This window comes from Knoellia remsis, from assembly GCF_003002895.1.
Lineage (GTDB): Bacteria > Actinomycetota > Actinomycetes > Actinomycetales > Dermatophilaceae > Knoellia > Knoellia remsis.
On the sequence record NZ_PVTI01000010.1, the window covers coordinates 102709 to 116641 of the forward strand.

The window sequence follows — 13933 nt, forward strand, 5'->3', positions numbered from 1 at the left end:
GTGCAGCCTACGGACACAGCGGGATTCACCACCTCCCGCTTCGGTGAGGGCACCGTCGACGCCGGCCCCGACGGCACCGGCCCGCAGGGCTGGGACATCAAGGGCAACGCCAACTCGATGCTCTTCCACACGCCCGAGTCGCCCTGGTACGGGCGCACGAAGGCCGAGGTGTGGTTCCGTGACGCGGAGGCCGCGAAGGCCGCCGGCTTCACCGACGCCCGCGAGCGCCGCAGCAACAAGAAGGACGAGCGATGACAAGCACGCTGACGCCGATCCTCACGAAGTTCTGGGACGACCCGCAGAGCTGGACCCTGGCGACCTACGAGGACAACGAGGGCTACCAGGCGCTGCGCAAGGCCCTCGACATGAAGCCCGAGGACCTCGTCCAGATGACGAAGGACTCCGGTCTGCGTGGCCGTGGCGGCGCCGGCTTCCCCACCGGCATGAAGTGGGGCTTCCTGCCCCCGCCGGACGGCGGCCCCCGCTACCTCGTCGTCAACGCCGACGAGTCCGAGCCGGGCACGTGCAAGGACATCCCGCTCATGATGGCCGCGCCGCAGTTCCTCATCGAGGGCGTCGCGATCACGTCCTTCGCGATCGGCTGCAACCACGCGTTCATCTATCTGCGTGGTGAGGTCGTGCACGTCTACCGGCGCCTCATGCGCGCGGTCGAGGAGGCGTATGCCGCGGGCTACCTCGGCAAGAACATCCTCGGCTCGGGCTTCGACCTCGACGTCACGGTGCACGCCGGCGCCGGCGCGTACATCTGCGGCGAGGAGACGGCGCTGCTCGACTCCCTCGAGGGTCGCCGCGGCCAGCCGCGCCTCAAGCCGCCGTTCCCGGCCGTCGCCGGTCTCTACGCGCGCCCGACCGTCGTCAACAACGTCGAGTCGATCGCGTCGGTGCCGCCGATCCTGCTGCACGGCTCGGAGTGGTTCGCCGACATGGGCACCGAGAAGTCGCAGGGCTTCGGCATCTTCAGCCTCTCGGGCCACGTCAAGAACCCCGGCCAGTTCGAGGCCCCGCTCGGCATCACCCTGCGCGAGCTGCTCGACATGGCCGGCGGCATGCGCGACCCCGAGAAGGGACTGAAGTTCTGGACCCCCGGTGGCTCCTCGACGCCGCTCTTCACCGCCGAGCACCTCGACGTGCCGCTCGACTTCGAGTCCGTCGCCGCGGCGGGCTCGATGCTCGGCACCCGCGCGCTGCAGATCTTCGACGAGACGACCTGTGTCGTGCGCGCCGTCGACCGCTGGACCGACTTCTACAAGCACGAGTCCTGCGGCAAGTGCACCCCGTGCCGCGAGGGCACGTGGTGGCTCAAGCAGATCCTCGGCCGGCTCGAGCACGGCCAGGGCTCCGAGGAGGACCTCGAGAAGCTCCTCGACATCTGCGACAACATCCTCGGCCGCAGCTTCTGCGCCCTCGGTGACGGCGCGACGAGCCCGATCACGAGCTCGATCCAGTACTTCCGCGAGGAGTACATCGCGCACCTCACCCAGGGCCGCTGCCCCTTCGACCCGGCCGAGTCCACGCTCTTCCACAAGGACCGAGTGACCGCATGACTGCCGTAAGCGACAAGAAGACCGACACGCCGGCAGGCGACCAGCCCGCCGTCGAGATGGTGGACCTCACCATCGACGGCCTGCCCGTCTCGGTCCCCAAGAACACCCTCGTCATCCGGGCGGCCGAGGAGGCCGGGATCGAGATCCCGCGCTTCTGCGACCACCCGCTGCTCGACCCCATCGGCGCCTGCCGCCAGTGCCTCGTCGAGGTCGCGACGCCCGGCCCCGACGGCCAGCTCCGTCCCATGCCGAAGCCGCAGGCGTCGTGCACGATGACGGTCTCGCCGGGCATGGAGGTCAAGACCCAGCACTCCTCGCCGGTCGCCGACAAGGCCCAGCACGGTGTCATGGAGCTGCTGCTCATCAACCACCCGCTCGACTGCCCGGTCTGCGACAAGGGCGGCGAGTGCCCCCTGCAGAACCAGGCGATGAGCAACGGGCGCGCCGTCTCCCGCTTCGAGGACGTCAAGCGCACCTACCCCAAGCCGATCAACATCTCCTCGCAGGTGCTGCTCGACCGTGAGCGCTGCGTCCTGTGCGCTCGCTGCACCCGCTTCTCGGAGCAGGTCGCCGGTGACCCGTTCATCGCGCTCGTCGAGCGAGGTGCACTGCAGCAGGTCGGTATCTACGAGGAGAAGCCGTTCGACAGCTACTTCTCCGGCAACACCGTCCAGATCTGCCCCGTCGGCGCCCTCACCGGGGCGGCCTACCGCTTCCGCGCCCGCCCGTTCGACCTCGTGTCGACGCCGAGCATCTGCGAGCACTGCGCGAGCGGCTGCTCGACCCGCACCGACCACCGCCGCGGCACCGTGCTGCGCCGGATGGCCGCGAACGAGCCGGCGGTCAACGAAGAGTGGAACTGCGACAAGGGTCGCTGGGCCTTCGCCTACGCCACCCTCCCGGACCGCATCCAGCTGCCGATGGTCCGCGAGAACGGCGAGCTGCGCGTCGCCTCCTGGCGTGAGGCGCTCGAGGCCGCGGCAGCCGGGCTGCGCGACGCGAACAGCGTCGGCGTGCTCGTCGGCGGTCGGGTCAGCGCCGAGGACGCCTACGCCTACGGTAAGTTCGCTCGCACCGTGCTCGGCACGAACGACGTCGACTTCCGCACTCGCCCGCACTCGGCCGAGGAGGCGGACTTCCTCGCCTCCCACGTCGTCGCGACCGGCCCCGATTCTGGCGCCGTCACCTACGCCGACCTCGAGAAGGCGTCGACGGTCGTCCTCGCGGGCTTCGAGCCCGAGGACGAGAGCCCCATCGTCTTCCTGCGCCTGCGCAAGGCGTTCCGCAAGAACAAGACGAGCGTGTATGCCGTGTCGCCGCTCGCGACGCGCGGCCTCACCAAGGTCGGTGGTCGCCTCATCCCGACCGCTCCCGGCACCGAGCCCGAGGTCCTCGACGCCCTCGGCAAGGGCTCGGCCAGCGGTGCGCCCGGTGAGGGCGACGACCCGATGCGCGCGGCCGCCGAGGCACTGCGCGAGCAGGGCGCCAGCGCCGTCATCCTCGTCGGCGAGCGCCTCGCCACCGTCCCCGGCGCCCTGACCGCCGCCGTCCGGCTCGCCGAGACGACCGGTGCCCGCCTCGCCTGGGTGCCGCGTCGGGCGGGGGAGCGCGGTGCCCTCGAGGCCGGCGCCCTCCCGACCCTGCTGCCCGGTGGCCGCGCCGTCGGTGACGCTTCCGCGCGCGCCGACCTCGCCGCCGCCTGGCAGGTCGACACGCTGCCCGAGGCTCCCGGCCGCGACACGGGCGCGATCATCGAGGCCGCCCGCAGCGGTGAGCTCGGTGCCCTCGTCGTCGGCGGCGTCGAGCCGCTCGACCTCGGCCTCGGTGAGGCCGGGGAGGCCGCATTCGACGCGCCGTTCGTCGTCTCGCTCGAGCTGCGCGAGTCGGCCGTCACCGCACGGGCCGACGTCGTCCTGCCCGTCGCCGCGCACGCGGAGAAGGCCGGCTCGTTCGTCGACTGGGAGGGCCGCGTCCGCACCTTCGAGCAGGCCCTCGAGACCGGCTTCGTCAGCGACCACCGCGTCCTCGACATGGTCGCCAACGAGATGGGCGAGTTCCTCGGCTGCCGCACCATCGCCGAGGTCCGCGCCGAGATGGAGCGCATCGGCCCGGCCACCGGCACCCGCGCGACCGCCCCGAGCGTCGAGCCCGGTGAGGTCCCGAGCGCCGAGGACGGCCAGCTCGTCCTCGCGACGTGGCGGGCCCTGCTCGACAAGGGCCGGCTCCAGGACGGCGAGCCGTTCCTCGCCGGCACCGCCCCGAAGGCGGCCGCCAAGGTCTCCGCCGTCACCGCCGACTCGCTCGGCGTCACCGACGGCGACACCGTCCGCGTCACCGCGGGCGACACGGACGTCACCGTCCCGGTCGTCGTCACCGAGATGGTCGACCACGTCGTCTGGCTGCCGACCAACAGCGCGGGCTGCGACCTGCGCGCCGCGCTCGCCGACGCCCCCGGCATCCGCGTCGCGGTGACCAGGGTGAGCGCCGACGTGGACAGCACCGCCATGGACGACAGCGCCACCGTGGACAGCACCATCGTGGACAGCACCGCGGACCAGGAAGGCACCCGATGAGCACTCTTCTCGCGCTCCACGACGCGGTCGGGACGTACTCCGACTCCGCGCTGACCGGCATACAGGCGCTGTCGACGCTCGCCGCGGAAGGCAAGGACAACCCCGCTGCCGACTTCTCCGACACCCCGTGGTGGCTCTCGCTCGTCAAGGCGCTGCTGATCTTCGTCTACCTGCTCGTCTCGACCCTCATGGTCATCTGGTTCGAGCGGCGCGTCATCGGCCGGATGCAGCAGCGTCCCGGCCCGAACCGCAACGGCCCGTTCGGCCTCCTGCAGACGCTCGCCGACGGCATGAAGTCGATGCTCAAGGAGGACAACACTCCCGCCAAGGCGGACCGGTTCGTCTTCACCCTCGCGCCGCTCATCACGGCGACGATGTGCTTCATCGGCTTCGCGATCATCCCGCTCGCCGGTGAGGTGAGCATGTTCGGCCACCGCACGCCGCTGCAGCTCGCCGACACCCCCATCGCCGTGCTCTTCGTCCTCGCGATCGCGGGCATCGGCATCTACGGCGTCGTCCTCGCGGGCTGGTCCTCGGGCTCGCCGTACCCGCTCATGGGTGGCCTGCGCAGCTCGGCGCAGATGATCTCCTACGAGATCGCGATGGGCCTCTCGCTCGTCGCCGTCTTCCTCTACAGCAACTCGATGTCGACGTCGCAGATCGTCAGCGCCCAGCGCTCGATGTGGTTCGTCCTGCCGCTGTTCTTCAGCTTCTTCGTCTACGTCATCACGATGGTCGGCGAGACCAACCGCCTGCCCTTCGACCTCGCCGAGGGCGAGGGCGAGCTCACCGGTGGCTTCCACACCGAGTACGGCTCGATGCGCTTCGCGATGTTCTTCCTCGGCGAGTACATCAACATGTTCACCGTTGCCGCGCTCGCGACGACGATGTTCCTCGGCGGCTGGCAGGCACCTCCCGGCATCGCGGCGATCAACGACGGCATGTTCAACGAGGGCTGGTGGGGCCTGCTCTGGTTCACCATGAAGCTCTGGATGTTCATGTTCGTCTTCGTGTGGCTGCGCGGCTCGCTGCCCCGCACCCGCTACGACCAGTTCATGCGCTTCGGGTGGAAGTTCCTCATCCCGGCGACGCTCGCCTGGGTCGTCCTCATCGCGTTCTTCCGCGCCGCCCGCAACGGCTGGTTCGGCGACAGTGCGCTCGAGCTCGGCTCGGTCCGCGTCCCGATCGCGTCCCTGATCTTCACCGCCATCGTCGTCGTGCTCGTCTTCGGTGCCTTCAGCATCTGGGAGCGCAAGGCGGCCGAGAAGGAGGCGCTGGAGAACCAGGCGCCGCCGGAGGAGATCGACCCGTATGCCGGTGGGTTCGTCGTGCCTCCGCTGCCCGGTCAGCGGCTGCGCGAGACCGCGAGCGTCGGCGCACCTGCGCTTCCCGGCGCGCGTCCCGCGGCCGGCGACGTGACCAGCCGCGACGGTTCGGCGGGTGGCGGCAGGGCCGGTGGCGGTGCCGCCGGCGACGCGACGGACCGCCCGAGCGGTCCGCGCGAGTTCGACTTCACCGACAAGGAGGGCCCCCGTGGCTGACGACTCCCAGAAGAAGGGCGGGTTCTTCTCCGACCTCTTCGCACCCGTGGGTGGGTTCGGGGTGACCTTCGCGACGATGTTCCGCAAGGTCGCCACCGTCCAGTACCCCGAGGAGAAGCGCCCCACCGCCCAGCGCTTCCACGGCCGCCACCAGCTCAACCGTCACCCCGACGGTCTCGAGAAGTGCGTCGGCTGCGAGCTGTGCGCCTGGGCCTGCCCGGCGGACGCGATCCTCGTCGAGGGCGCCAACAACGACGACGCCGATGGCCAGCGGTTCTCCCCGGGGGAGCGGTACGGCCGGATCTACCAGATCAACTACCTGCGCTGCATCTTCTGCGGCCTGTGCATCGAGGCCTGCCCGACGCGCGCGCTGACGATGACGAACGAGTACGAGATCGCCGACGACAACCGCGCCGACCTCATCTTCACCAAGGAGCAGCTGCTCGCCCCGCTCCAGGCCGGGATGGTGCAGCCGCCGCACCCGATGGTGCAGGGCATGGAGGAGCGCGACTACTACCTCGGCAAGGTCACCGAGGCCACTCCCGCCCAGCGCGAATGGGTCGAGGAGCACCACGTGTCGACCGACGCGACGCAGTCCGCTGAGGCCACTGGCGCCGACCAGGTCGCCGCCGCCGCGAAGGAGAGCACCCGATGACCGGCTCAGGAGAAGCGGTCCTCTTCTGGATCCTCGCCCCCATCGCCGTCGCCGGCTCGCTCGGCCTCATCTTCGCCCGCAAGGCCGTCCACGCGGCCCTCGGCATGGCGCTGACGATGGTCATCCTCGGCGTCTTCTACCTCGCCCAGGACGCGGACTTCCTCGGTGTCATCCAGATCTTCGTCTACACCGGCGCCGTGATGATGCTCTTCCTCTTCGTCGTCATGCTCGTCGGCGTCGACTCCTCGGACAGCATCGTCGAAACCCTCAAGGGCCAGCGCGCCGCCACCGTCGTGCTCTCGCTCGGCCTCGGCGTCCTCCTCGCCGCCGCCCTCGGCCGCATCGTCGTCCCCGACGACGCCGCAGGGAGGCTCGACGCGGTCAACACCGACCCGGGCAACGTCTCCGGCGTCGCCGCGCTCATCTTCGGCCGTTATGTCTGGGTCTTCGAGGCCACGTCGGCGCTGCTCATCACCGCCGCCCTCGCGGCGATGGTGCTCGCGCACCGCGAGCGCCTCGGCCAGCGTCCCGACCAGCGCACCTGGGCCGAGCGTCGGATCCGCTCCAACGAGAACGTCGCCGGCCTGCCGGCCCCCGGTGTCTACGCCCGCCACAACGCGGTCGACACCCCGGCGCTGCTGCCCGACGGCAACCCGAGCGAGCTCTCCGTCTCCCGCGTCCTCACCGCCCGCGACCAGGTCGGCTCGGCCACGCCGTGGGTCGAGGCCGAGCGCGAGATCGAGCGTGACATCAGCACCGACCGTGACGGCGAGGCGCCAACCCGACCGGAGCGCGACGGCGCGACGGACGCCGAGGAGCGCACCCGGCATACGGACGGTCCGACGGACGGCACGGAGGACACCTCGCGATGAGCCTGATCAACTACATCTACCTCGCGACGCTGCTCTTCGTCATCGGCGGCGCGACGGTCCTCACCCGGCGCAACGCCATCGTCGTGTTCATGGGTGTCGAGCTCATGCTCAACGCCGCGAACCTCGCGTTCGTCACCTTCGCCCGCATGAACGGCAACCTCGACGGTCAGGTCATCGCCCTGTTCGTCATGGTCGTCGCCGCAGCGGAGGTCGTCGTCGGACTCGCCATCATCATGGCGATCTTCCGTGCCCGCCGGTCGGCCTCGGTCGACGACGCCAACCTGCTGAAGCTCTAAGGGGCAACACTCGTGAACGCATCTGCACTGCTCGCCGCGGAAGCCGAGGTGGCCGCGGCCACCGGCATCACGGCATACGCATGGCTGCTCATCGGCCTGCCCCTCCTCGGCGCCGGCATCCTCCTCCTCGGTGGCAAGGCGACGAACGCCTGGGGCCACTACCTCGCGACCGCGCTGTCGTGGGCGAGCTTCGTCCTCGGTCTGCTCATCACGCTGTCGATGATCGGCCGCGGCGCCGAGGAGCGCGCCATGAGCGTCGGTGGCTGGAACTGGGTCCCGGCCGGACAGTTCCAGCTCGAGACCGGGCTGCTCGTCGACCAGCTGTCCGTGTCGTTCGTCCTGCTCATCACCTTCGTCGGGTCGCTCATCCACGTGTACTCGATCGGCTACATGGAGCACGACCCCGACCGGCGGAGGTTCTTCGCCTACCTCAACCTCTTCGTCGCGGCGATGTTGCTGCTCGTGCTGGCCGACTCCTACCTGCTGCTCTTCGTCGGCTGGGAGGGCGTGGGTCTCGCGTCGTACCTGCTCATCGGCTTCTGGAACCACAACCCCGCGTATGCGACGGCCGCGAACAAGGCGTTCTTCGTCAACCGCGTCGGTGACGTCGGCATGTCGATCGCGATCATGTTCATGTTCGCGACGTTCGGCTCGGTCGACTTCGCCACGGTCAACGCCGGGGCTGCGGAGGCGGGCTCGACCGCGATGACGGTGCTCGGCCTGCTCCTGCTCGTCGGCGCCTGTGCGAAGTCCGCGCAGTTCCCGCTGCAGTCCTGGCTCGGTGACGCCATGGCCGGCCCGACCCCGGTGTCCGCGCTCATCCACGCGGCGACGATGGTCACCGCCGGCGTCTACCTCATCGTCCGCTCCAACGCCGTCTTCGACGCCGCACCCAACGCGCAGCTCGCCGTCGCCATCGTCGGTGCGATCACGCTCCTCTACGGTGCGATCGTCGGCTGCGCCAAGGACGACATCAAGAAGGCGCTCGCCGCCTCGACGATGTCGCAGATCGGCTACATGATGCTCGCCGCGGGTCTCGGCCCGGTCGGCTACGCGTTCGCGATCTTCCACCTCATCACCCACGGCTTCTTCAAGGCCGGCATGTTCCTCGGCGCCGGCTCGGTCATGCACGGCATGAACGACCAGGTCGACATGCGCCGCTTCGGTGGGCTCTCCGGTGCCATGAAGATCACCTGGGCGACGTTCGCGCTCGGCTGGCTCGCCATCCTCGGTGTCCCGCCGTTCTCGGGCTTCTGGTCCAAGGACAAGATCATCGAGGCCGCGTTCATCGGCGAGGGCTGGCGCCCGTGGGTCCTCGGCGGCATCGCGCTCCTGGGCGCCGGGATCACCGCGTTCTACATGTCGCGCCTGTTCTTCATGACCTTCCACGGGAAGAAGCGCTGGACCGACGACGTGCACCCGCACGAGTCGCCGCTGACGATGACGATCCCGATGATGGTCCTCGCCGTCGGCTCCGGCCTCCTGGGCCTCGTCCTGTCGTGGGGTGGCATGTTCACCTCGTGGCTCGAGCCGGTCACCGGCGGCCACGGTGAGGAGCACCCGGTGCTGCCGGTGCCCGTCCTCATCGGTCTCACGATGCTCCTCGTCGCCGCAGGTGCGGCGTACGCGTGGATGCTCTACTGGCGCGACGAGGTCCCGCAGGTCGCTCCGCGCGGTTCCCTCGCGACCCAGGCCGCGCGCGCCGACCTCTACCAGGACGCCATCAACGAGGGCCTGTTCATGCGGCCCGGGACCCACCTGACCCGCGCGCTCGTCTTCACCGACGGCAAGGGCGTCGACGGTCTCGTCGGCTCGCTCGCCGCCACGGTCGGCGGGCTGTCCTCGCGCTTGCGTCGCATCCAGACCGGATACGCCCGGTCCTATGCCCTGACGATGCTCACCGGCGTCGTCGCCGTCCTCGGAGCACTGTGGGTGATGAACTGATGAACGACCTGCCCCTGCTCACGATCATGATGGTCGTGCCGCTCGTCGGCGCGGCGGTCATCGCGCTGCTCCCGGCCGGCTCGGCACGCCTCGCCCGGCCCATCGCGCTGGGCACCTCGCTCGTCACGCTGGCGCTGGCCCTGGTGGCATGGGCGCGGTTCGACTCCGGCTCGAGCGAGCGCTACCAGCTCACCGAGACGCACTCGTGGATTCCGCAGTTCGGGGTCTCGTATGCCGTGGGTGTGGACGGGATCGCGCTCTCGCTCATCGTGATGGCGGCGATCCTCACCCCGGTCTGCCTGCTCGCGGCGTGGAACGACCTCGAGGGCACCCCCGACGGTGACGACCCGAAGCGGACCAAGACGTACTTCGCGCTCATGCTCACGCTGCTCACCTTCATGGTGGGTGTCTTCGCGGCGCGCGACGTCTTCCTCTTCTACGTCTTCTTCGAGGCCATGCTCATCCCGGTGTACTTCCTCATCGGGCTCTTCGGTGGCCCGCGCCGGCAGTACGCCGCCGTGAAGTTCATCCTCTTCTCCCTCGCCGGCGGGCTCATCATGCTCGTCGCCGTCATCGCGCTCTACATCTACGGGCCCGGCGGGGAGCAGGGCTTCCTCTACGAGGTGCTCGAGGGCAACGTCGGCGGCTCGACCGCCGCGCAACGCTGGATGTTCATCGGCTTCTTCATCGCCCTCGCCATCAAGGCGCCCATGTGGCCGGTGCACACCTGGCTGCCCGATGCCGCCGCCGAGGCGCGTCCGGCGACTGCGGTGCTGCTCGTCGGTGTCCTCGACAAGGTCGGCACCTTCGGCATGATCCGGTTCTGTCTCGGCTTCTTCCCCGAGGCGTCGAAGTGGGCGACGCCGGTCGTCATCACGCTCGCCGTGATCTCGATCCTGTATGGCGCCCTCCTCGCCATCGGCTCGCGCGACATCATGCGGCTCATCGCCTTCACGTCGATCAGCCACTTCGGCTTCATCGTCCTCGGCATCTTCGCGATGACCTCGACGGCCGGCAACGGCTCGGCGCTCTACATGATCAACCACGGCTTCTCGACCGCCGGGCTGTTCCTCCTCGCCGGGTTCCTCATCGCCCGCCACGGGTCGCAGCGCCTCGCCGACTACGGCGGCTGGCAGCGGGTCACCCCGGTCCTCGCCGGGACGTTCCTCGTCGCCGGGCTGTCGTCGCTCGCGCTGCCGGGGCTGTCGAGCTACGTCTCGGAGTTCCTCGTGCTCGCCGGGACGTTCCAGCGCTACCCGTGGGTGGCTGCGATCTCGACGCTGGGCATCGTCCTCGCCGCGCTGTACATCCTGCTCATGTACAAGCGGGTCTTCACCGGGCCGCGTCCGACGTTCTCGGACGCCGGATCCGGCGTCACCGCGCCCCGCGACCTCGGGCTGCGCGAGCGGATCGTCGTCGTCCCGATCATCGCGTCGTTCCTCGTCCTCGGGATCTACCCGAAGCCGGTGCTCGACCTCGTCAGCCCGGCCGTGCAGCAGACGCTCCAGCTCGTCGGCGTCTCCGACCCGGCCCCGACCAACGCCACCGGGAGTGCCCAGTGACCGCCGCCCTGATGTCCGCCCTTCCGGCCCTCCCGGCCCTTCCGGCGTCGGTCGGCTTCGAGACGACCGTCCCGGGTGCGGCGTTCGCCCCGGTGCCCGTGGCGTACTCGGCCGTGGCGCCGATGCTCATCGTCGTCGGCACCGCCCTCGTCGGGGTGCTCGTCGAGGCGTTCGCACCGCGGGCCGTGCGACACACGGTGCAGGTCGGGCTGGCCCTTGCCGGACTCGTTGCCGCCTTCCTCGTGCTCGTGCTCGTCTCGGTCGACGACCAGGCCGTCACCGCCGGCGGCTCGATCGTCATCGACGGACCCGCACTCTTCATGCAGGGCACGCTGCTGCTCTTCGGCGTGCTCGGCGTGTTGACGATGTCGGAGCGGTTCGGCGGCCGGTCGGCCGACGCGTTCACCCCCATGGGTGCCGCGACCCCGGGCTCGCCCGCCGAGGCCGCCGCGGACCGCGCAGGGTTCGCGACCTCGGAGGCCTTCCCGCTGACGATGTTCGCGATGTTCGGCATGCTCATGTTCGTCGCGTCGAACGACCTCATCACGATGTTCGTCGCGCTCGAGATCCTGTCGCTGCCGCTCTACGTCCTGACCGGCCTCGCCCGTCGTCGCCGGCTGCTGTCGCAAGAGGCGTCGCTGAAGTACTTCCTCCTCGGCGCCTTCTCGTCGGCGTTCTTCCTCTTCGGTGCGGCGCTGCTCTACGGCTACGCCGGTTCCTCCGACCTCGGCGCCATCGCGCAGGCCATCTCCGCCTCGAACGGTGACCTCGAGGGTCTGCTCCTCCCCGGTGTCGTGCTGACGCTCGTCGGCCTGCTCTTCAAGGTCGGTGCCGTGCCGTTCCACTCGTGGACGCCGGACGCCTACCAGGGTGCGCCCACCCCGGTCACCGGCTTCATGGCCGCCGCGACGAAGCTCGCTGCCTTTGGTGCGCTGCTCCGTCTCGCGTATGTCGGCGTCGAGGGCTCGCGTCTCGAGTGGCGCCTCGGTGTCGCCACCGTCGCCGTCCTCACCATGGTCGTCGGCGCCGTGTTGTCGGTGACGCAGACCGACGTCAAGCGGCTCCTCGCGTACTCGTCCGTCGCACACGCCGGCTTCATCCTCGTCGGCGTGCTGGCCTACGACCGCACCGGCGTCTCGGGCGTGATGTTCTACCTCGTCGCCTACGGCCTGGCCACGATCGCGGCCTTCGCGATCGTCTCGCTCGTCCGCTCCGGCGGCTCCGAGGCGACGCACCTGTCGCAGTGGGCCGGCCTCGGCCGGCGCCACCCGGTCGTCGCCGGCATCTTCGCGTTGCTGCTCCTCGCCTTCGCCGGGATCCCGCTCACGTCGGGCTTCACCGCGAAGTTCGCCGCGTTCGCACCCGCGGTTGCGCACGGCGGGCTCGCCGGTGTCGTCATGGTCGTCGTCGGTGTCCTCGCGTCGGCGGTGACGGCGTTCGTCTACTTCCGGATCATCGTGCTCATGTACTTCACCGAGCCCACCGGTGACGACGTCGCCGCGCTCACGCCGTCGGTCGCGTCGACGGTCGCGATCACCGTCGGTGTCATCGCCACGGTCGTCCTCGGCATCGTCCCCGGCCCGGTCCTCGACCTGGCCGGCCGGGTGTCGCAGTTCCTCCAGTGACGCGCCCCGTGTCGAGTCTCGTGGCGCGCCCCGTGTCGAGTCTCGTGGCGCGCCCTGTGGCGAGCCATGTGACGCGCCCTGCGGCGAGTCTTGCGGCGCGCCCTGTGGTGAGTCTTCTAGTGCGCCGTGTGACGAGATTTGTCGTGCGCCCTGTGGCGGGGCTTGTGGCGCGCCCTGTGCCGAGTTTTGTGGTGCGTCCTGTGGCGAGTCTTGTGACGCGTGCCCCACGGGCGAGTTCGGCGGGGCTCCGGTGACGCTCACGCTCCCGGAGGTCTCGGACGAGCTGCGTGCCCGCCTCGTCGACGGGCTCGCCCGCGTTGAAGCACTCATCGAGTCGCGCATCGACCATGACGACCCGTTCATCGCCGAGGCCAACGTCCACCTGCTGCGCGCCGGTGGCAAGCGGTTCCGGCCGATGCTCACGATCCTCGCCTCCGAGCTCGGTGACGGGGTCTCCGATGCCGTCGTCACCGCCGCCGCGGCGGTGGAGCTGACGCACCTCGCGTCGCTCTACCACGACGACGTCATGGACGAGGCCGAGCTGCGCCGTGGCACCCCGACGGCCAACACGGCATACGGCAACTCCACGGCCATCCTCGTCGGTGACCTGCTCTTCGGCCATGCGTCGGCGCTCGTCGCTGAGCTGGGACCGGAGGCCGTGCGGATCCAGGCCGAGACGTTCATCCGGCTGTGCACGGGTCAGATCCGCGACGACCGGCAGGCACCGGAGGGAACGGGGGAGTCGCCCGGTGACTACTACCTGCGCGTCCTCGAGGACAAGACCGGCGTGCTCATTGCGACGTCGGCACGGTTCGGTGCGATGTTCGGTGGCTGCTCGGACGACGTCGTCGAGACGATGCGGGTCTACGGCGAACGGCTCGGCATGGCGTTCCAGCTCGCCGACGACCTCATCGACATCGAGTCCTCCGCCGAAGAGCTCGGCAAGACCCCGGGCACGGACCTGCGCGAGGGCAAGCGCACTCTCGCCGTGCTTCGCGCGCTGGAGTCGACCGACCCCGCCGACCGGCACCTGCAGGCCCTGCTCCGCTCGGACCTGAGTGCCGATGACGCGCACGTGGCGGAGGCACTGGAGCTGCTCCGTGCCCACCCGGCCCTCGAACAGGCGCGTGCCGAGACCCGCGCTGTGGGTGCCGAGGCGCAGGATGCCCTTGGCTCTCTCCCCGACAGCGAGGCGAAGGCGGCGCTGCTCGCCCTCGCGACGTCGGTCACCGACCGCGCCTCCTGACCGGACGCGAAGGTGCCGCTGCTCGCCTTCGCGACGTCGGTCACCGACCGCGCC

11 protein-coding genes are annotated in these 13933 nt (G+C 70.0%); all 11 read left to right on the forward strand.

Translation table 11 applies throughout. The features are described from left to right. The 11 genes from BCF74_RS17975 to BCF74_RS08005 all read left to right on the forward strand — a co-directional run bounded on the left by BCF74_RS17975 (window position 1) and on the right by BCF74_RS08005 (window position 13879). Window positions 1-255, forward strand: coding sequence for a sunset domain-containing protein (locus BCF74_RS17975; RefSeq protein WP_483868521.1), 255 nt, complete (start codon window positions 1-3; stop codon window positions 253-255). After that, window positions 252-1565, forward strand: coding sequence for an NADH-quinone oxidoreductase subunit NuoF (gene nuoF, locus BCF74_RS07960; RefSeq protein ID WP_106297416.1), 1314 nt, complete (start codon window positions 252-254; stop codon window positions 1563-1565). Before BCF74_RS17975 ends, nuoF begins: the two co-directional genes overlap by 4 nt. Further along, on the forward strand, window positions 1562-4138 hold the full coding sequence (locus BCF74_RS07965; protein ID WP_106297417.1) for an NADH-quinone oxidoreductase subunit G: 2577 nt from the start codon (window positions 1562-1564) through the stop codon (window positions 4136-4138). Before nuoF ends, BCF74_RS07965 begins: the two co-directional genes overlap by 4 nt. Then, window positions 4135-5679: an NADH-quinone oxidoreductase subunit NuoH gene (nuoH, locus tag BCF74_RS07970; RefSeq protein WP_106297418.1), complete on the forward strand. Its 1545-nt coding sequence runs from the start codon at window positions 4135-4137 to the stop codon at window positions 5677-5679. Before BCF74_RS07965 ends, nuoH begins: the two co-directional genes overlap by 4 nt. Beyond that, window positions 5672-6334: an NADH-quinone oxidoreductase subunit NuoI gene (gene nuoI / locus BCF74_RS07975; protein ID WP_106297419.1), complete on the forward strand. Its 663-nt coding sequence runs from the start codon at window positions 5672-5674 to the stop codon at window positions 6332-6334. Before nuoH ends, nuoI begins: the two co-directional genes overlap by 8 nt. After that, the gene (locus tag BCF74_RS07980; protein ID WP_106297420.1) at window positions 6331-7206 is read left to right on the forward strand and encodes an NADH-quinone oxidoreductase subunit J; all 876 of its coding nucleotides are present in this window, start codon (window positions 6331-6333) and stop codon (window positions 7204-7206) included. Before nuoI ends, BCF74_RS07980 begins: the two co-directional genes overlap by 4 nt. Further along, on the forward strand, window positions 7203-7502 hold the full coding sequence (gene nuoK / locus BCF74_RS07985) for an NADH-quinone oxidoreductase subunit NuoK (RefSeq protein WP_106297421.1): 300 nt from the start codon (window positions 7203-7205) through the stop codon (window positions 7500-7502). Before BCF74_RS07980 ends, nuoK begins: the two co-directional genes overlap by 4 nt. Window positions 7503-7514: 12 nt before the next feature. Next, the gene (gene nuoL, locus BCF74_RS07990; RefSeq protein ID WP_106297422.1) at window positions 7515-9446 is read left to right on the forward strand and encodes an NADH-quinone oxidoreductase subunit L; all 1932 of its coding nucleotides are present in this window, start codon (window positions 7515-7517) and stop codon (window positions 9444-9446) included. Further along, window positions 9446-11008: an NADH-quinone oxidoreductase subunit M gene (locus tag BCF74_RS07995; protein WP_106297423.1), complete on the forward strand. Its 1563-nt coding sequence runs from the start codon at window positions 9446-9448 to the stop codon at window positions 11006-11008. Before nuoL ends, BCF74_RS07995 begins: the two co-directional genes overlap by 1 nt. 11 nt (window positions 11009-11019) lie before the next feature. After that, a complete protein-coding gene (nuoN, locus tag BCF74_RS08000) occupies window positions 11020-12633 on the forward strand; it encodes an NADH-quinone oxidoreductase subunit NuoN (RefSeq protein ID WP_106297437.1) in 1614 nt (537 codons plus the stop codon). 250 nt (window positions 12634-12883) lie between these two features. Then, window positions 12884-13879 (forward strand): polyprenyl synthetase family protein, encoded by a 996-nt coding sequence (locus BCF74_RS08005; RefSeq protein WP_106297424.1) that lies wholly within the window; start codon window positions 12884-12886, stop codon window positions 13877-13879. Window positions 13880-13933 lie beyond the last annotated feature (54 nt).